Here is a 20,151-nt window from a genome sequence, read left to right as displayed (position 1 = left end):
GCAGCAAACGAGGGAGCTAAATAAGTAGTTTCATTTAGTGGTTGGGTGTTTGCTGCACCGCTAAAGTAATCATGGTTGGGTGATTACTTGTATTGAACTGCGCCGCCAAGAGCTAGCTTTTTGCCGAAACGGTTAAGTCTGGCAAGCATTTTTGCTTTGCGGTTGGTCGGTTTTACTGCAACATGGGTAGCTGCATTTTCGTTTAATGTATTTACTGGGTTCATTACTTTGCTCCGGGTTATGTCTGTTTTGACAACACGGCTATTCTGAGCTTTTTTTGCACAAAAATAAAACGATAAAAATTAGGGTGGTCGGATAGAAATAACTAATCCGAATTGTTTTTATTAAGGTATGATTCAGATAGTACGTACTGAGTATTATGCATGGTTATGAAATTTAAAGTCGCCTAAATCACTTGTTTAAAAGCAATATTACACTACCACTGATATTTTAATGCATTAGATAATAAATAAAGTGACTAATTATTCAGATTAATTTATTTTTTGAAAATGTCTATTTCCCTACTTTTGAATAGGCTGGTATCCAGATGCTAATAATTATTAAACCAAGTACGCAAAAAAAACATAAAAAAAATTGCACTTGGTTATTAGAGCAGTGTCAAAAACGTCAAATTAGTTACACTATTTTTTACACCACAGGACATTTTACCAATGATTGCCAAAAAATAACGGTTTTGGCTCAGTCACAAAAGCGCGTTGTTGTGCTCGGTGGTGATGGCAGCCTGCATTTGGCTGTAAACGCATTGATGGGATTGAGTTGCTCGTTGGCGTTATTGCCTCAGGGGACGGGTAATGATTTTGCACGCGGCTTTGGCTGTTCAAACTCAGCTTGGCGTAATGCTATTTTTAGTGAGCATCAAGTAAAAATCGATATTGGCCAAATAAATAGCCGTTACTTTATTAATATTGCGGGGGTTGGCTTTGATGCGCATGTAGTACAGGCATTGCAAACCAAGCCTGCATTATCCGCTTTAAGTTATAGTTTAGCTGGCTTTAAGTGTTTATTCGTTTATCAGCCTTCTCGCTTGGCTGGGAGTTTTGCAGGGCAGCAATGCGAATATGGTAATTTGATTACTGTATTTGCAAATCATCATTATTTTGGTGGGGGGTTGATGATAGCGCCAAAAGCACAATTGAATAGTGGCTATTTAGAGTGCTATCGCGTGCCTACGCGTGGTTTGTTAGGTCACCTCTACAGTTTTGTGCGCTTATTGCTACGTAAGCACCACGGTATGAAAGAGCTCAACTACCAGCGCTTAGAAATTGCTTATATAAATACGCCTGATTTACCAATCGAAGCAGATGGTGAGCTGGTAGGCGTTACCCCAGCGGTGGTGATTATTCATCCGCTCGCGTTGCGTTTTTGTATGCCGCAATGTTAAATGACGAGTAATATGTTAGTAATAAAAAAGCGCCTAACAAGTATGCGCTTTTGGCGTTAGTTGCGTATATACGCATTCTAACTGGGGATGGAGCGTTTATTAGCAAATGATGCTTTATTAGACTCAATAAACGCTTTAATTCTTTTTGTTGGAGTCAGTACAATAGCATTACCAAGCAGTACTAAACTAAAGCCGATAAACGTATTGGCTTGCCAACTAAAACCTTCAAATAATGTACTTAAAGTCACTGCAACTAATGGAAATAACACAATCACATAGCTGGCACGTTCTGGGCCGATATTTTTTAGTAGTGCAAAGTAACATGCAAATGCAATAACCGTCCCAAACACCGATAAATAAACTAATGAATACCAGTAGCTTGCTGGGGCCGACAGGCTAAAATCGGCACCGCTGATGATTACATATACAAATAAACCAATAGCGCTGTATAACATGCCCCATGCATTGCCCTGCATGACGCCAATACGTTGTTGAGAGTTACGTACGCTGATCATATTCCCTAATGAAGCCACAAAGGTGCCAGCTAAGGCAAGTAGCAAACCGACCAACGCCCCATTACTCAAGTCGAACTGCTGTAATTGTGGCCAAAACAGACTGATGATGCCCAATACCCCTATCAATGCACCCGTATATATACGTTTAGCTATGGGTTTACCAAAAAATAATCGGGTATTTACAATGTTCATTAATAACAACATTGAAAAGGCGATTGATGCCATGGCTGACGTTAAATAATGTTGTGCCCAGTAAAGTACTAAGTAATTAAGGCCAAAGTTACACAGTGCTAGTAATACGAAAAAGCCATGATCGCGACGACTATAATTCATCGGTAATTTTTTAATATTCACCCATACCCACATTAGAATTGCAGCCAAACTAAAGCGATAAAATAGTGAAACTTCAACGGCGATATCGCCAAGTTGAAATTCGATTGCGAGCCAGGTAGAGCCCCAAATTAAAACGGTTAGTGCATAAAGCACGATACTTTTCATGGCCTTGGTCCATTATGTCGATTAAGTGTTTATTTTAAGATACTTCTGTATACTTAACATACACAGAAAACTATAAATGCAACCTATACAGATTGTACGGCTTTAAGGTGTCTACTATGTCGCTGGTGATCAGCAAAACCAACCATGACTTTTTATATCAGCAAGTAATGCAGCTGGTGCGTGAGCTGAGTGAGCAGGGGACACTATTACCAGGCGAAAAACTCCCCTCATTACGTAAAATGGCCACTAAGCTGAATGTCAGTATTCCGACGGTGAAATTGGCTTACCAATCACTTGAGGCACAAGGTTTGGTTGAAGCACGAGAAAAGTCAGGCTATTTTTTAAAAACGGCACATACCCAGTTAGCGCGGCCAAAGCGGGTTAAACTCAATCGTGAGCCAGTTTCGGTCAACATGCAGGTATTAATTGAGCAAGTGTATGATGCAATTCATCAAGCCGATGTCGTACCGTTTGGCATTGCTAATCCTGTTGCTGCCGCTCCAACTGATAAAATGCTAAGTCGTACGATGCGCCGGGTTATGTCGATTGCCGGCAGTCGCGCCATAAATTATGGTGCGATGGATGGTTTTGCACCATTGAAAAAGCAGTTAATCCATCGTTATTTAGATTTTGGCATTGGTGTTGACTCGCAAGAACTTGTGATCACCAACGGTGCTCAAGAAGCACTGGCGATCGCGCTAAAATGTGTCACTAAAGTAGGTGATGTGGTGGCGATCGAGTCACCTTGTTATTTTGGTATCATTGAATTGATCGAAAGCCTGGGCCTCAAGGCGCTCGAGATCCCGCTGTGTCCTGATGATGGGATCTGGCTTGATGATCTGAGCCAGGCTTTACATGATCACGATATTAAAGCCTGTGTGTTCTCTACTTCGATCAATAATCCTGTGGGTAGTTTTATGCCTGATCATAAGCGTAAACAATTAGTAGAGTTATTGGAATCTCAAGATGTGGTGCTAATTGAAGATGATGTGTATGGTGATTTACATTTTACCCCGCAGCGCGGTACACCCGCTCAGGCTTACTCAACAAAAGGGTTGGTATTAACCTGTGCATCGTTTTCTAAAACTGCGGCGCCGAGTTATCGTGTTGGCTGGTTGATTGCCGGAAAGTTTGCTGCCAAAGCGCGTCGCTATAAGCGTGCATTGAGTTGTTCTACTTCATTGATCAATCAATGGACGTTATATGAATTTATAGTTAGTGGTGATTATGATCGTAATATAAAACTACTGCGACAGCGTCTACGTTCTAATAAAGAACGAATGATCTGGTGTTTACAACAGGCCTTTCCGAGTACCGCTAGGATCAGCGATCCGCAAGGCGGATGTGTGATCTGGATTGATTTAGGTGCGGCTTACGATAGTGTAAAACTATTTCAACTGGCATTAGAAAGTGGCATTAGCATTACTCCTGGCTATATTTTTTCAGCCACTAATAAATATCGCAGTTGTATTCGATTAAGTTATGGTTTGCCATGGGGTGAAAAAATTGAACAAGCTATTATAAAGCTAGGTGAGTTAGTGCATTTAGCGAAGAAATAGCATGGCATAAAAAAGCAGCACCTTTAAAAAAGAGTGCTGCTAAAGGGATATCAAACTTTTAGCGTTTAGAACCTGAGTTCAAGTTAGTTATTTTGTTTATAACTAAATAATTGGTAGTCTTTCAATTCTGGAACTAGTTTAACTAATTGTTGCTCTTGATCAGCAATGGTTGAAAAATTACCGCACAGTGCATCAGCGCGTTTTTCAAGTTGGTTAGCTTGTTGCTCAACTTTGGCTTCAATTTCAGCTCCCATATTTTCCATGCGTTGTTCAAAGGCTTGCATATCGCCACCAGAGCCCATTAGTTCTGAACCTACAGCCATTAAAATACTACCCATCGATTGCATCATCGCAGCTTGTACAGCGCTTTCTATTTGCTCATCAAATTGGCTTTCAAAGTTTTCGCCAAATTGGCTAAAGCTTTGTTGGCCCATTACAAAAGCGCCTTGTTGGTAAAAGGTGTTTTGTACTTCTACCTGAATATCAGCCATTAATTCATTAATGCTATCTAGGCCATCGATATTAAATGCATTGGCGACTTCTTCAATGGCGACCCCGGCAATTTTAACGCCTTCAATAGCAATGTTCGCGACTTCTGGTAATTGGCTACGCAGACTGTCTGAATAATTACTGATAGCTTGGTGTTGTTGACTGTTGAGTGTCAAAGTTTGGCCATCAATCATTAACTCGCCACTATTTATAAAAGTCATAGTGTGGTTATCAGCTGTAAAAATTTCTAATTCATTTGGCTTAATACGCACATCATTTTTAAATTCAACGTCACATGTGTCGCCGCTAAAAGAAATATTCGTCTCATTGTCATTGTGTGCCATTGCCCCTGTGGCAATGAATAAAGAACTTATTAATAGTAATTTTTTCATTTTTATTTCCTGCTAATTTGTTGATTATGACCAGTACGCATTTAACGTATTTAATACTTATCAAGTTTAATGCCAATAATTATTGGCATTTAAAAACAATGAGTTAATTGTTTTTTTCCCTTTTTTAATTACATTTAAATGTTATAAAAAAGCCATTTTTTAGTCATTTTGACTAATTTACATTAATACATAAAAGATACTTATCGTTTCGATAAAAAACTCTCACTTTCCAGAACTCAAATTTAGCGCTATTTATTCACAATATCGACATAACACTATTTTAGAATTGCGTTATGGCTTTATTTTGGTGCTTTTTCATACGGTGAAATAGTGCTGAACATTTTTAATTTACCAATGATAGTGATAAAAAATCCTTAATTGGTCTCAAACACTTTATGGAGTGGGTTGTGGGTAAGACATTTAGTTACGATGCGCTAGATGACGATTTTGTTGAAGACGAGTACGAAATGGTCGGGCGTAATCAACACGACAAGAATAAGCAAAAGGTTAAGAAAAAGTTGGAAGACTACCTTGAGCAAAAACGCTTGCGTAAAAACTTGGGCGATGATGACTTAGATGAGTATTTAAACGACTAAGAGATAATTTAAATAAAGAGGCAATTTGCCTCTTTATTGCTTTTAGAGTTTAGATATTACTGCTTTTAAGGGCTTTGATAATAGCACCTTCGATTTGTTGCGGTTTGGTAAATGGTGCAAAGCGTTTAATTGCCTCGCCGTCGCGGCCAACTAAAAATTTAGTGAAATTCCATTTTATTTTGCGGGTTAAAAATCCAGGTAAGGCTGATTTTAAATGCCTGAATACGGGGTGGGCGTTTTCGCCATTAACATCAATTTTGCTCATCATCACAAAATCAACACCGTAGTTAATTAAACAACCTTGCGCTATTTCTTTTGCGCCGCCAGGCTCTTGTTTGCCGAATTGATTGCACGGAAAACCAATAATTACTAACCCTTGATCAGCGTATTTTGCATGTAATTGTTGTAAACCTTCGTACTGTGGAGTGAAGCCACATTTACTGGCAGTGTTGACAATTAACACAACTTTGCCTGCGAAATCTGAAAAATCAATGCTTTGGCCTTGCAGATTGCTGGCTGAAAGTTGATAGAAGTCGTTCATGTTGCTCTCTTGTTATTGTTGTTTGTTAAATTCTATCCTGAGTTGTGACAGACATACAGCTTAAATTATCATCATATTGCATAGACCATTTTATTTTAGCTTGCATGATTAAAGCTTGTGAGTAAATGTTCAATCAATAATCGCACTCTGTACGGCATTAAATCTTTACGTGGATACACTAACCAAGAGGCATTGTCTGTTACCTGAAACTCATCAAGTAAGGTAATTAGTTGCCCGTTTTCAATATACTTATCAACAATATCAGTGGCTAAATGGGCAATGCCCAAGCCTGCTAATGTCGCAGATAATAGTGCGCGCGGATGGTTACTGCGCCAGTTGCCGGCAACTTTTACCTCTTTAATATCGCCGGCAAAATTAAATCGCCAACGTTTCCCCATGGCAATTAAGCAATTATGAGCGGTTAATTGTTGAGGCGTAGTTGGGGTTGGGTGATGTGCTAAATATTCTGGACTGGCAACGAGAGTCATGATTCGCGGGCTAAGTGGTCGTGCAATTAAGTTAGAGTCTTGCATGCGGCCAAAACGGATCGCTAAATCAAAACCTTCTTCAACTAAGTCGACATTACGATTGTTGAAGTCCATATCTACTTCAACCTCAGGGTAGCGTTTTACAAACTCAACAATTTTAGGTGCTACATGACATGCAACAAATTCACCAGCACCAGAAATTCTAATGATCCCTTTGGGTTTACGTTGCTCACCTTGCAGTTGATTATTAGCATCAATTAGCTCTTGTTTAATTGCTTTGAGCTTTACGGCATATTCGCGGCCGGCATCGGTGAGGCTTATTTTTCGGGTAGTACGTTGAAATAGCAATGAGCCTAAGCGGTTTTCAAGTTGCTGTACTTGGCGGCTAATATGTGAAGTTGATACTTCCATGACTTTGGCTGCTTTGGTAAAGCTGCCATGTTCAACCACATGTAAAAATTCATCAAGGCCATGCCACATAATTTAGTTCTCAAATATTAAGTAATTATAGTTTATACCATCTATTGTTGCAGCTGTGCAAAAGTGATTCTCTGAGCTTAGTCTTTAAATTAATGCTTAAATCCCTACAATTAGATGGTCACCAAATTTTAGCTCACACTAAATAATGAGCATCTCTAAGCAATGGAGCAAGCATGTTAAATTTCAGTTTTGCAAACCCAACCAAAATTCATTTCGGCGAACAACAAATCGCTTTAATTAAAAATGAGATCCCTGCAGACGCAAAAGTATTAGTTACTTATGGTGGCGGCAGTATTAAAAGTAATGGCGTCTATGATCAAGTCGTCGATGCGTTAAGTGAACATACGTGGTTTGAGTTTGCCGGTATTGAGCCTAACCCAAGTTATCAAACATGTATGAAAGCCGTTGCTTTGGTTAAAGAAAAGCAAGTTGATTACATTCTTGCAGTTGGTGGTGGTTCAGTCGCTGATGGTAGTAAATTTATTGCCGCAGCAGCTAATTATGACGGCGAGCCATGGGATATTTTATCAAAAGGTGGCGAGATTAAATCTGCTATTGCTCTTGGTGTGGTATTAACGTTACCAGCAACGGGCTCTGAGTCAAACGGCAATAGTGTTGTTTCAAATCTTGACACTCACGAAAAACTTGCATTTGCTAGTCCATTTGTATTGCCAAAATTTGCAGTACTCGACCCTGCAGTGACTTTTTCATTGCCTGAGCGCCAAGTGGCGAACGGTATTGTTGATGCATTTGTGCATACTATGGAGCAGTATTTAACCTACGATGTAGGTGCTAAGCTGCAAGACCGTTTCGCTGAAGGTATTTTAATGACCTTAATCGAAGAGGGCCCTAAAGCGTTCAGTGAGCCTGATAACTATCAAGTACGTGCAAATATTATGTGGTCAGCAACGATGGCATTAAACGGCTTAATTGGAGCGGGTGTACCACAAGATTGGTCCACTCATATGTTGGGCCATGAAATGACTGCGATGTATGGCCTTGACCACGCGCAAACGCTTGCGATTGTATTACCTCGTATGATGGCTGAGCAAACAGAAACTAAGCGCGGTAAAATCTTACAGTACGCAGAACGCGTTTTAGGATTAGATATCAGTGATGAAGATGCAGCAATTGAACAAGCAATTAATGCAACTGAAGCGTTTTTTCACAGTGTGAATATGCCAACGCGTTTAAGTGATTATAACTTAGGCGAAGAAGTCGCTGATAAAATTGTTGAGCAACTTGAACGCCACGGTATGACGGCTATTGGCGAACGTGGTCAGGTCACTCTAGATAAAAGCCGTGCTATTTTATTAGCCAGCGTTTAAAGCTACTTTTAGCGCATTACTAATGTGCTAATTTAAGATCAAAAATAAACCCATACCAACCAGTGTTGTGTAGTAAATGTTGTGCGTTTTATACGCGACAATAATGGCTGCTATTGCCGCACTGAGGTATGGGTTTTGCCAATCTAAATTTATTCCCTCATCTGTTACAAACACTATAGGTACCCAAATCGCGGTAAGTACCGCCGGTGCGCTAAAACTTAGAAACTGCTGCATTTTAGGGCCAACTTTAAATGGTAGGTCACGATGTAAAAATAAGTAACGGGTAAAAAAGGTAATACACGCCATAAGTAAAATAGTGCTCATCATCAGTTATGCTCCAATTTATCTTGGATACGGCTAATAAGGTAACCGATAGTCATCGCCGATAGTGCCGCGGCTACTAACCATAGTTCAAACCCCTGGCTTTTTAAAACGGTAGCGACAACACCAGCGCTTACAACCGTTGCCAATGTAGCGAGATTTTTAATACCAGGAATTACTAATGCAATAAAAGTTGCAGCAATAGCAAAGTCTAAGCCTAAATTAGTGAGATCAGGTAGCAGACTGCCCGCTACGATGCCAATTAATGTCCACAAGTTCCAAGTAATATAAAAGCTAAAGCCGGCACTGAGCGCGTAGATCAAGCGAGTTTTAGTTCGATAAGCTTTGCGATGATGGGAAAACGCAAACAGCTCATCAGTGAGTACAAAGCTTACCGGTAAGCGCCAACGCAGCGGCTGATCAATCACTTTATGACGCACCGCTAAGCCGTATAAAAAGTGCCGTGAGCTAATTATGAAGGTGGTGAATAAAATAGTTAATAAAGGCGTATTGCCAGCCATTAGCTCTATAGCGACTAGTTGGGCGGAACCGGCAAACACTAATAATGACATAGCTTGGGTTTCAAATGCGCTAAAGCCATTTTGTATTGCCAGTGAACCACATAAAATCCCCCAAGGGATCACTGCTAAACACAGTGGTAGCATATCTAAAAAGCCTTTTAGGAGTGCGCGTTTGGTGCTAAGTGTCATTAATATTATTCATTACGGTAATTAATGCCCTTAGTCTGCCATAGATCAATTAACCCTGAACAGCGAAGATGCTAAATTAACAAAAGTTTGAAATAATAAGCTTTTACGCAAAAGAGGTTAAGCATGCACAAAATTAAAGTATGGGATGGGTTTATTCGCAGTTTCCATTGGTTATTAGTTATTGCAATTGCGGCGCTGTATTTTAGTGCTGAAGAAGGCATGATGGAATTACACTTTGTGGCTGGCTTTTTCACCTTAGCGCTACTAGTAACACGCCTTATTTGGGGCTTGATTGGTAGCAAAACAGCTAAGTTAAGTGCATTGCTTCATTCACCTAGCGCAGCACTAAAATCATTTAAACAAACAGATAATAAACCAGGCCATGGCGCAGCGGGCAGCTACATGGTGTTGGCATTTTTTATTTTATTACTGGCGCAGTTAGTAAGCGGCTTAATGACCACCGATGATATTTTGACAGATGGCCCATTAGTGCAGTATGTATCAAGTAATGTAGTTGAATGGGCCGGCTGGGTGCATCATAAAAACTTTGATTTATTGTTGTACGCGATTATTCTCCATATTGTGGCAATTGTAATTTATCGCATCAAAGGCAAAAATTTAGTCAAAGCAATGGTTACGGGCTATGCCGCTGAAAAAAATAATGATAGTAATGAAGAGCTTACAAAATCACCGTGGACTGCGATAATTATTTTTGTCGTTGTATTTGCGGCATTACTGATGACATGGGGCGCAGAACCTGTGGCTTACTTGTTTAGTTAAACGGTTCAACAGATCAAAAGCGGCGCTAATTAAGCGCCGTTTTAGTTTTAAGATGATCGCATTAAAGATTAGTCTTTAAATGATGTGTGGCAATCTTTACAGCCTTTAGCCCATGGGCCAAATGCTTTAGCAATTACTTTTTTATCACCTGTTTGCGCGGCAACGGCTAGTTCATCAGCATATTGTTGGAATGCTACCGCTTTTTTCATAAAGGTTTCGTTATCGCTCCAAATAGCAGGTAATGCAGATGTTTCGCCTTTATCACTGCCTGCAACGAATGCTTCCCATGGCATTTTTGATAATGCAGCGGCATTATTTGCACGGTGCTTAAAACGCTCAGCATCAAAAGGTACTTTGCCCTTTAGCATGTCACCCATATCACCAATTTGGACACGGATCATTGAAAACGCCGCTTGGCGGTACTCAATGGCGTCACTAGGCTCTTCAAATACAGAGTTTGCTGTTGCACCAAATGTTAGTGCACAAAGTGTTGCACCTAAAAATAATTGCTTTAACTTCATTCCTTTTGCCCCTTATATGTAATTCATTGCTTGTATAGCAGCTGTTGTATATCAGCAAGTCAGATTATTCAAGTGTATTGCGGTTAAACTGAACTGTTATTGAATTATAAAACTAAGATCATGCCTTAATTATTTATATCAATGTCAGCAAAGATCATTCCTCTGCGCATACTACGGGTTGCTAAAAATACTTCACCCAGTAATGACATAAATGCACAAATAAGTAGTGCCATTGCGCCAACAAAACAACTGCCGATGGAAACACCTAAATTAACTGATTGGATATGAGACAAAAATAACAGCATGACCACGGCGCAAACAAGTACCGCACTTAATACACTTAAACTAAAGGCAATATGGATACAGCGAGAGCGTTTCAGCAGTGCTCGTAGCTCGGTTGTTAGCGATGAATTAAACTCTTCATCGGTACTTACCTTTAATTTTCGTTCAAGTTGACGAGCACGGTCGGTAATTCGAGCTAAGCGATTAGATAAAACGCCCAGCGTAGCAGCAATACCAGTAATTAAAAAAACCGGCGCAACGGCTGTTTGGATTACTTTTGCCATTGTTAAAATATTTATAACATCAGAGTTCATTGGTTCCCTTTTAGGTATATTGGTGTGCTTTAGTTCTATTTGTTTACAAACATTTACATTTTCACTTTTCAGTTTTTAAACATTAAAAACAGATGTTTAGTGTTATTTTTTTCGGTTTTCTATTTGCCTTTGTAATTTTAATGTAATCGAGTTGTTGTTATTTTGGGTGTTGAAGTTCTATATTAGTCTCGCACTTAATTTATGATCACCAATAAATACAATAATACATAACATATCCCAGGGGAAATCATGTCTAAGAATCTAATAAAAAGAACGGCGGTTGCAACCGCTGTAACAAGTATCTTAGTTACAGGCGCTGTAAATGCAAATACAATAAATAACAGCGTACTTAAGCATACCAGCTACACGCCAGTATCACAGACCGATATTGTAAATAAAAATCAACCATCAGCATACCTTGTTGTTTTAAAAACAAAAACAGCAGCTGATATGATGGAGCAGGGGGTCTACAATGTTTCTGATGCTCGTCAGAGCTATAATCAAGTTGCAACGTTACAAAGCCAAGTTCAAGATAAGCTATTTACCCTTGATAGCAATGTAAAAGTACTTGGTTCAACTAAAATTTTGGCGCCGACGTTAATTGTTCAAGCAAGCCAAGGTGCACTAGATAGAATTGCAAAAGACTCGCGTGTAGAGCGTGTTTTACCTATGTTTGATTACGACCTTCATGTTGCAGCAACTGCTGACTACATCAAAGCGTCACCATTAGTAACAAATGGTACAGTAACAGGTGCAACGCAAACTGTTGCAGTACTAGATACAGGTATTGATTATACTCACAAAATTTTTGGTGGTGAAGGAACTGTTGAAGCTTATGAAGCAGCTCAAGCAGATCCAACTGCAGTGACTTGGCCACAAGGTCAAGTTATGGGTGGTTATGACTTCATGCGTGATGATGCTGATCCAATTGAAAATGATCCAGCTACTCCAACAGAAGAAGATGCAGCAACTAGCCATGGTACATCTGTATCTCACTCTGTCACTGGTATTGCACCAGCGGTGGAGCTATACGTGTATTCAGTGTGTGGCGGTGGTTGTCCAAGTGCAGCACAGGTTTCGGCATTAGAAGCCGCTATGGATCCAAATGGTGATGGTGATTCAGAAGACCGAGTTGATGTAATCAATATGTCTTTAGGTGGAGAGTTTGGTGACACATACATCGGTGGTGGTACGCAGTTTTTAATTCAGCAAGCCGTAGATGCAGGTGTGAACGTTGTTATTTCTGCTGGTAATGATGGTGATAACCCATTCCGCATTGGCGGTCCTTCTACGACGCCAAATGCACTCTCTGTTGGCGCGATGACGCATCCTGCAAATGATGTTGGCGTTGCATCTGGCACAGTTGAAGGTGCAGAGACCACAATTCAGCCGTCAGGTTTTGGTCCACAAACTGCGTTTGTAATGACAGATGCCGATGCTGAAGTTGTTTACCCTGAAGAAAACCAAAATGGCTGCGTGGCATTTTCTGCTGAAACTGACTTTACTGGCAAAGCGGTAATTATTGACCGTGGTGCCTGTAATTTCACTCAAAAAGTATTAAGCGCTCAAGATCGTGGTGCTAAGTTTGTATTTGTAGCAAATAATGTTGATGATGGTACGCCTGCGCCAATGGGTGGCTTTGATGCAGCAGTAACAATTCCTAATGTCGGTATTAATTTTGCTGCAGGGGCAGCAATGAAAGCTGCTTTAACAGCCGGTGAAATGCCAACATATAGCATAACGATTGAACGTAAAGTGCTAGCGGGTGCAGTTGCATCGTTCTCATCTCGTGGTCCATCAATGGATGGTTTACTAAAACCTGAAATTACAGCGCCAGGTACTGATATCATGGTAGCGGCAACTGGTACACAAGATCAATTAGCACCCGCAACAGGTACTTCATTTTCAGGTCCGATCACTGCTGGTGCTGTTGCATTAGTTCGTGAAGCGCATCCAGATCGTACTGCACTTGAAATTAAAGCGACAATCATGAATGCGGCTGACTTAAATGTAACCGTAGAGCCGATTAGTACTAACCCAGATTCTCCACTTGCACCAATTAGTTCTATCGGTGCAGGCTTAGTAAATGTTGACAAAGCTGTTAACTTACCTGTTGCGGCATGGGTTGAAGATGAAACATTCAAAACTAAACAAGCGGCGCTATCGTTCGGTTTAGAACGCATGACAGAAACAACCAGCTTTACAAAAACAGTGACGTTGAAAAATTTCTCTGATGCAGACAAAACATATGACCTTCGTATTGAAGAGCGTTATATGAATGATGTGGATACTGGTGCTGTTAGTTTTGATATTCCACGTAGCGTAACTGTTGCGGCAAATACGGTAACAACATTCGATGTAACCATGACAGTTGATCCATCTAAACTGCATAAGTGGACGTTAGAAAACCCATTTAGCCAAGAGGATCTAGCAGCTCGTAGTCCGTCACTGACTATGGCTGAGTTTGATGGTGCGCTGGTATTTGATGATACTTCAACAGCCGACACAGATCATGACTTGCACATTGTTTACCATGCGATACCTAAAGCCGGTGCTGAATTAGCTTTTTCATATGAAGAAGTTAATGGTGTTGGTGAGTTGGTTGTAACCAATGTGGGGGCGACTACGATATTACCAACTGCAGAATCAGTGGTTGCTACAAGTGAAGAGAACCGCGACGCTGACTTTGATATTCTCTCAACTACATTTGCTGCTTATACGTCTGAGACATGTGAGTCAGGTGTGTTCATTACATCTTCAATTCAATTACGAGATGAAATTACCCACATGCGTCAAATCGGTGTTCGTATGAATCTCGATATTGATAATGATGGTGTTTATGATCACTTTATGATGAATATTAATGATGTTGGCCGTGATGCAGCAATACCTGGGCGCAGCCGTACATTAATTGGTGAAATCGATGCCGCAGGTGAGGATGTGTGGCAGTGGGGTACACCGATGTATCATGCTGCTGGTGAAGATACAGTGACCTTCTCTGGATGTAGTAATTTGTTAGGCTTAGATGCAAATATGCTGGGCAGCACAATTAACATTGCAGCTTCAGTTGGTTATCCAAATTATCAAGCCGGTGTGTTCTCTGAAACCGATAGTGTAGTTGGTTCTACTGTGTTTACAGGTAATCCGGTGGTTACTTTGGAATCGACAGAAGACGCTGAAACTAAATTATCTGAACTTGCTCCAGGTCAGAAGGCTGTAATTAGAGCTGATGGTAATTTCGCATTGACCTCAGCTACAGGGACAGATGTATATACTAATTCAGTAACTGGTGTTCCGGCTGTTCCAGCTGTGCCTAATCTCGTTGTAGAAGAGTTTACAATTAATGAAACTGCACTTGATGGTATTACTATTGGTAGACTTAGTTTTGAAGATACTCCAGCACTACGTATAACAAACTTTACTGTTGTGAGTATGTCTGCTCCAGGCTTAATGATTGATGCTGAAACTGGCGATATCATGGTTGAAGATACGAGTATGTTGGATTTTGAGTCTGACATTAAAGAAATCATTTTAACAGTGAAGGCGACTGATTTACTTGGTACTGAATCTGCAGCAGCCGATATTAAAGTAACGATTACCAATGATGCAGATGAGTTACCAGTTGTAGCAAAAGGGCAAAATTTCAGTATTATTGAATCCGCAGCCGAAGGTACAGTGATTGGCATGCTTGATCATAGTTTGTTTGAAAGTGCGGCAACAATGGTTACTGGTGGTACGGTTGCAAACACAAACTTAATTAGTATTAATAATAAGGGTGAGCTAGTTGTCACTGGCAGCCTAAGTTATTATGCAACTCCAACTATGACTCTTGATGTAACAGTAATGGATGACAGCGGCTTAGAGTCTGAGGTTGTGCAAGTTATGTTGAATGTAACCGCCGATCCTAAATCTCATGCCCCAGTCATTGAGGGTGGTCAAAAATTCAGAACTGATGAAAATGTTGCCATTGGTACCGTGTTGGGTCAATTGGTATTCTCAGACCCTGATATGGATATTTCGCCAATTACTCGTTTTATTGTATCTGGAACAACATTAGTTAGTGTTCAGTTAGATGGTTCAATTGTGACTATGGGTGAAATTGACTATGAGTTTGATAAAGAGATTGTTTTCAGTGTTCAAGCTGAAGATAGCAAAGGTTATGTATCGAAAGCGGTAAGTGTTGAGATTGACGTTAACAATCTACGTGCGAACGATGATGACGACAATGATAGCTCTGGTTCGCTAGCGTGGTTAACGCTGCTTGTAGCACCGTTTGCATTTATGCGTCGCCGTAAACAAAAGTAGTAATATAGCCTCTAAAGGCATATAGCTTTAGTTAAAATACCGCCATTGGGCGGTATTTTTTTTGTTTTAAATTTATTGTTATTACCTAAAATGGTTACATTTTTTATTTCAATGTTGTTTTTTTGTTTCTTGCTGGTGTAGTATTCGGGACTTGATGTTTCTTTTTGGGAGCATTTAATAACAATAATCTCATCAGAGGAATTTATGTCTAACAAGTTAATAACAAAAACAGCCTTATCAATTGCAGTATCATCAGCACTAATGGCGGCATCGGTAAATGCACAAACAGTGCAAGCAGCACACAGTATTACCGCTCTCAATAATTTCTCTACAGCTACATTTAATGAAACCGATGTTAAAGAACAGTTACCATCAGCTCATATGATTGTGCTAAGAGCGACAACCGCTGCCGATCTAATGGCGCAAGGTATTTATCAAATAGGTGACAGCCGTGCAACCATTGCACAAATTGAGCAAGTGCAAAGTGCAGTGACAATTGAACTAAGTAGTCTAGATTTTGGTACAAAAGTAATTGGCCAAACTAAAGTGCTGGCGCCTACTTTGATTGTACAAGCAAGTCCTGAGGCGTTAGAAAAAATTGCCCGTGACTACCGAGTTGAGAAAGTGCTGCCAATGTATGATTATGAATTACATGTCGCCGCATCTGCAGATTATTTAAAAGCTTCACCATTGGTTGCAAATGGGGTTGTAACAGGTAAAGGTCAAACGGTAGCGGTACTGGATACAGGTGTTGACTACACGCACAACGTTTTTGGTGGTGCTGGTACCGTAGAGGCGTATGACGCAGCTCAAGCTGATCCTACCTCTGTAGCTTGGCCGCAAGGCATCGTACATGGTGGCTACGACTTTATTCGTGACGATGCTGATCCAATTGAACATGATCCTGTAGTCGTGATCCCCGATGTTGATGAACCGACCAGTCATGGTACGTCTGTTTCTCACTCTGTTACTGGAATTGCTCCTGAAGTAGAGTTATATGTGTACTCAGTGTGTGGTGGTGGTTGTCCAAGCGCAGCACAAGCATCAGCATTAGAAGCGGCAATGGATCCTAATGGTGATGGCGATATCTCTGACCGCGTAGATGTTATTAATATGTCTTTAGGTGGCGAGTTTGGTGGCACTGAAACTGACGGAGGTACTCAATACTTAATTCAAAAAGCGGTTGATTTAGGTGTAAATGTTGTTATCTCAGCAGGCAATGATGGCGATCATCCTTTTCGTATTGGGGGACCAAGTACCACGCCAAACGCACTTGCAGTTGGTGCGATGACGCATCCAACATTAGATATTGGGGTTGCTTCAGGTACCGTGCTTGGAGAAGAGGTTGTTTTTCAAGTTTCAGGTTTTGGTCCGCAAACCGCATTTGCTATGGCAGATACCGATGCTGAACTTGTTTACCCAACCGCAAATCAAAATGGCTGTGAAGCATTTTCAGAAGACACCGATTTTAATAATAAAGCGGTGCTTATAGACCGTGGTGAATGTAATTTCACGAAAAAAGTACTGCATGCACAACAGCGCGGCGCATCGTTTGTATTTATTGCAAATAACGAAGATGACGGTACTCCTGCTTCAATGGGTGGATTTGATGCCACGGTTACTATCCCAAATATTGGCATTACTTATGCTGCCGGGGCAGCGATAAAAGCGGAGCTTAAAGCATCAGGCAAGGCTGCATATAGCTTAGTTGTTGAGCGTAAAGTAACATCAGGTGCTGTGGCAACCTTTTCATCGCGCGGTCCATCAATGGATGGTTTATTAAAACCTGAAATCACAGCGCCAGGTACAAGCATTATGGTTGCAGCAACTGGTACGCAAGATCAACTAGCTCCAGCCTCAGGTACATCCTTTTCAGGACCGATTACTGCCGGTGCGGTTGCGTTAGTACGCGCAGCACACCCACAGCGTAATGCCTTTGAAATTAAAGCAACATTAATGAATACGGCAGATCTAAATGTGACTAATGAGCCGCTTAGCACAAATCCAGATTCTGAATTAGCACCAATTAGTATGATTGGTGCTGGTTTAGTTAACGTTGAAAAAGCGGTTAATCTGCCTGTTGCAGCATGGGTTGATAATACCGAGTTTAAAACTAAACAAGCGGCATTATCGTTTGGCTTAGAAAACTTTACTGGCGTTAGGTCAATCAGCAAAACAGTCACCGTGAAAAATTTCTCGACACAAGAAAAAACCTACAAATTACGGACTGAAGCACGTTACGAAAATGATAAAAACAGCGGTGCAATCAGTTGGGATATTCCAGCCAGCGTAACAATTCCCGCAGGTCAAACTACAGAGTTTGATGTAACGCTAACGGTTGATCCTAGTAAATTGCACGAGTGGAAACTGGAAAACCCATTTGATGCCGAGTCGGTAGCTGCACGAAGCGCCGCATTAACGCTCGCAGAGTTTGACGGCGCCTTAGTGTTTGACGATGTGGATGATACTGATTCAGATTATGCGCTACATGTTGTTTATCATGCGCTACCAAAAGCGGCTAGTGAATTAAGTATTGCTCCGGAAGTGGTTGGTAATGAGATGCAACTTATCGTTGAGAATACCGGGGCAACAACAGTTTCAACAATGACAGAAAATATTGTTGCAACTGGTAAAGTTAAGTCAGCAGCAGAGGCACCGTTCAATATTCTTGCAACGACATTCAATGCAATAGCAGCTGAAGGATGTGAATCTGGTGTATTAGTTACAGCATCGATTCAGTTACGTGATGAGATCACTCATGTATTCCAAGCAGGTTATCGTTTAGATATAGACACCAACAACGATGGTGCCTATGACTTCCTTATGCAGAACTACAATGACCGAGGTCGTAAAACGACTTCGCCAGGGCGTTCACGTACTGTTATTGGTACTATCGATGACACTGGCGCAGAAACGCTTCGGTTTTTGACACCGTTATATCAATCAGCTGGTGCAGATACCATTACCTTCTCGGTATGTAGCAGCACACTGGGGTTAACACGTGATAATTTAGGTGATCCGTTAAATATTAAGGCATCTGTAGGCTATCCATCTTATGGTGGCGGCGTGTACTTTGAAACAGATAGTCTAGTTGGCGCTACGACCTTTAGTTCTTCAGCGTCAGTGAGTTTAACTGCGGTGGATGGCAGTGATACAGTCGTAAATCAACTTGCGCCAGGTGAAAAAGCGATTGTGAATGCTAGTGCGCCATTTGCTTTTACAGCATCGTCATTACAAGATGTACTGAAATTAGTGACTGCTGAAGACTTAGTGTTACCAAAAACGCAGGCTCCTAAGCTTGCAAATGCATCATTTGATGTTGTTGAAAATGCGGAAAACGGCCATCTCGTTGGCACCTTGAGTGTTGTGGAATCAGATAGAGATTTAGCGATTGCTGAGTTTTATGTGCAATCGCAAACTCATCAAGGCTTTAGTGTTGATAATAAAGGGCAAATTCTTGTATCAAACAGCGAGTTAGTTGATTTTGAAGTTGGTAAGCACATCGCTGAACTAGTCGTTGTTGCCATCGATACTTTGGGAAATACATCAGAGCCTGCTGTTATTACTATTAACATTACCAATGTTGCAGATGAAGCGAGCGAAGTAACCCCAATTATAAATTCTGGCCAAGTATTCTCTGTTGCAGAAAACACCCCAGTAGCTACCGCATTTGCTCAATTAGCTTTCACAGATCCAGATAACAGTTCAATCACTATGTTTACTGTAGCGGGAAGTGATGTAATCACGATTGATAATACGGGGATGCTAACCGTTGCTCAACTACTTAATTTTGAAGAGCAAAGTACTATTACGTTAGAGATAGTCGCAATTGATGAAGATGGTCATCAGTCAGCTGCTGAAATTGTGACGATTAACGTGTTAAATGTCGCTGATGAAGGAGCAGAAGTTGCGCCAATTATCGAAGCCGGGCAAACTTTTAAAGTGCAAGAAAATGCCGTGGTAGGCACTGTGATTGGTCAAATACGTGCTATTGATCCAGATACAGCAGTAACACCAATTGTAAGCTACACAGTGGCAGGTCATAACGGTATTGCAATTGATGAACTTGGCCAAATCACAGTGGTGGGTGACGTTGATTATGATGCAACACCTGAGATAAAGCTGATGGTTAGTGCAACGGATAGTGCTGGTAATCAATCTGCAGCTGTTGAAGTAACAATCACTGTAGCGCAAGATGCATTAGAAAACACGCCAGTTATTGCTGATAAACAACGCTTTAGTGTTGATGAAAATACAGCGCTTGGCACTGTGATTGGTAAACTTAACTTTAGTGATCCAGATGCTGATGTAAGTCCTGTTACTAAGTTTATTGTGTCAGGCACTGACTTAGTCACTGTTAATGCTGCGGGTGAAATTGTTGTTGCAGGTAGTATTGATTATGAATATGAGCGTAACTTTACATTTAGTGTTATCGCTGTTGATAGTGCGGGTAATAACTCTAAAGCTGTTGCTGTTGAAGTACGAGTAAAGAATATTGTGGGCAAAGATGACGATAATAATGACGGTGACAGCGGTTCACTAGCATGGTTAACATTGCTTATTGCACCATTTGCATTTATGCGCCGCCGTAAATAAAAGTAATTGTTTAGTTAGTCATTTTAATTATCAG

The 20,151-nt window shown here is 40.7% G+C and carries 16 protein-coding genes; 7 read left to right on the top strand and 9 right to left on the bottom strand.

Annotated features, from left to right (window positions below):
- Positions 1–83 precede the first annotated feature (83 nt).
- Positions 84–224 (bottom strand): hypothetical protein, encoded by a 141-nt coding sequence (locus H5201_RS00360; RefSeq protein ID WP_169019719.1) that lies wholly within the window; start codon positions 222–224, stop codon positions 84–86.
- A 323-nt stretch (positions 225–547) separates the two neighbouring features.
- On the opposite strand from H5201_RS00360, the gene H5201_RS00355 reads away from it, so the two are divergent.
- Entirely contained in the window at positions 548–1,402 is an 855-nt protein-coding gene (locus tag H5201_RS00355) for a diacylglycerol kinase family protein (RefSeq protein WP_220497131.1), read from the top strand.
- 77 nt (positions 1,403–1,479) lie between these two features.
- On the opposite strand, the gene H5201_RS00350 is transcribed toward H5201_RS00355, so the two are convergent.
- Positions 1,480–2,415 carry a DMT family transporter gene (locus tag H5201_RS00350; RefSeq protein ID WP_145240025.1) on the bottom strand — a complete coding sequence of 312 codons (936 nt, stop codon included), beginning with the start codon at positions 2,413–2,415 and terminating at the stop codon, positions 1,480–1,482.
- A gap of 116 nt (positions 2,416–2,531) precedes the next feature.
- Here H5201_RS00350 and H5201_RS00345 point away from each other — a divergent pair, with 116 nt between their 5' ends.
- Positions 2,532–3,974: a PLP-dependent aminotransferase family protein gene (locus tag H5201_RS00345; protein WP_145240023.1), complete on the top strand. Its 1,443-nt coding sequence runs from the start codon at positions 2,532–2,534 to the stop codon at positions 3,972–3,974.
- A gap of 83 nt (positions 3,975–4,057) precedes the next feature.
- Here H5201_RS00345 and H5201_RS00340 read toward each other — a convergent pair whose 3' ends face one another.
- Entirely contained in the window at positions 4,058–4,855 is a 798-nt protein-coding gene (locus tag H5201_RS00340; protein WP_182783435.1) for a YggN family protein, read from the bottom strand.
- Positions 4,856–5,262: 407 nt separating this feature from the next.
- Between H5201_RS00340 and H5201_RS00335 the strand changes: the two genes are divergently transcribed.
- Positions 5,263–5,451, top strand: coding sequence for a PA3496 family putative envelope integrity protein (locus tag H5201_RS00335; protein ID WP_145240019.1), 189 nt, complete (start codon positions 5,263–5,265; stop codon positions 5,449–5,451).
- A 49-nt stretch (positions 5,452–5,500) separates the two neighbouring features.
- Here the strand turns inward: H5201_RS00335 and H5201_RS00330 are convergent, their stop codons facing one another.
- Together H5201_RS00330 and H5201_RS00325 are read right to left on the bottom strand one after the other, a co-directional pair.
- The gene (locus H5201_RS00330; protein ID WP_145240017.1) at positions 5,501–5,992 is read right to left on the bottom strand and encodes a glutathione peroxidase; all 492 of its coding nucleotides are present in this window, start codon (positions 5,990–5,992) and stop codon (positions 5,501–5,503) included.
- Positions 5,993–6,087: 95 nt separating this feature from the next.
- The gene (locus H5201_RS00325; protein WP_149982204.1) at positions 6,088–6,960 is read right to left on the bottom strand and encodes a LysR family transcriptional regulator; all 873 of its coding nucleotides are present in this window, start codon (positions 6,958–6,960) and stop codon (positions 6,088–6,090) included.
- A 173-nt stretch (positions 6,961–7,133) separates the two neighbouring features.
- On the opposite strand from H5201_RS00325, the gene H5201_RS00320 reads away from it, so the two are divergent.
- Positions 7,134–8,288, top strand: coding sequence for an iron-containing alcohol dehydrogenase (locus H5201_RS00320; RefSeq protein ID WP_149982203.1), 1,155 nt, complete (start codon positions 7,134–7,136; stop codon positions 8,286–8,288).
- A gap of 27 nt (positions 8,289–8,315) precedes the next feature.
- Here H5201_RS00320 and H5201_RS00315 read toward each other — a convergent pair whose 3' ends face one another.
- The gene (locus H5201_RS00315) at positions 8,316–8,615 is read right to left on the bottom strand and encodes an AzlD domain-containing protein (RefSeq protein ID WP_149982202.1); all 300 of its coding nucleotides are present in this window, start codon (positions 8,613–8,615) and stop codon (positions 8,316–8,318) included.
- Positions 8,615–9,319 carry an AzlC family ABC transporter permease gene (locus H5201_RS00310; RefSeq protein ID WP_259398451.1) on the bottom strand — a complete coding sequence of 235 codons (705 nt, stop codon included), beginning with the start codon at positions 9,317–9,319 and terminating at the stop codon, positions 8,615–8,617. The genes H5201_RS00315 and H5201_RS00310 overlap by 1 nt, the downstream gene beginning before the upstream one ends.
- 123 nt (positions 9,320–9,442) lie before the next feature.
- Between H5201_RS00310 and H5201_RS00305 the strand changes: the two genes are divergently transcribed.
- Positions 9,443–10,099 carry a cytochrome b/b6 domain-containing protein gene (locus tag H5201_RS00305; protein ID WP_182783433.1) on the top strand — a complete coding sequence of 219 codons (657 nt, stop codon included), beginning with the start codon at positions 9,443–9,445 and terminating at the stop codon, positions 10,097–10,099.
- Between the two features lie 68 nt (positions 10,100–10,167).
- Here H5201_RS00305 and H5201_RS00300 read toward each other — a convergent pair whose 3' ends face one another.
- A complete protein-coding gene (locus H5201_RS00300; protein WP_149982199.1) occupies positions 10,168–10,620 on the bottom strand; it encodes a cytochrome c in 453 nt (150 codons plus the stop codon).
- A gap of 125 nt (positions 10,621–10,745) precedes the next feature.
- Positions 10,746–11,216 (bottom strand): DUF2721 domain-containing protein, encoded by a 471-nt coding sequence (locus H5201_RS00295; protein WP_145240002.1) that lies wholly within the window; start codon positions 11,214–11,216, stop codon positions 10,746–10,748.
- A gap of 249 nt (positions 11,217–11,465) precedes the next feature.
- Between H5201_RS00295 and H5201_RS00290 the strand changes: the two genes are divergently transcribed.
- Both H5201_RS00290 and H5201_RS00285 read left to right on the top strand, forming a co-directional pair.
- A complete protein-coding gene (locus H5201_RS00290) occupies positions 11,466–15,521 on the top strand; it encodes a S8 family serine peptidase (RefSeq protein WP_182783431.1) in 4,056 nt (1,351 codons plus the stop codon).
- Positions 15,522–15,725: 204 nt separating this feature from the next.
- A complete protein-coding gene (locus H5201_RS00285; protein WP_182783429.1) occupies positions 15,726–20,117 on the top strand; it encodes a S8 family serine peptidase in 4,392 nt (1,463 codons plus the stop codon).
- The last annotated feature ends 34 nt before the right edge of the window (positions 20,118–20,151 follow it).

It is taken from the genome of Pseudoalteromonas sp. SG43-6, assembly GCF_014164365.1.
GTDB classification, from domain to species: domain Bacteria; phylum Pseudomonadota; class Gammaproteobacteria; order Enterobacterales; family Alteromonadaceae; genus Pseudoalteromonas; species Pseudoalteromonas rhizosphaerae.
The sequence above is the reverse complement of the archived record's forward strand: the minus strand, read 5'-3'. Positions and strand labels throughout refer to the sequence as shown.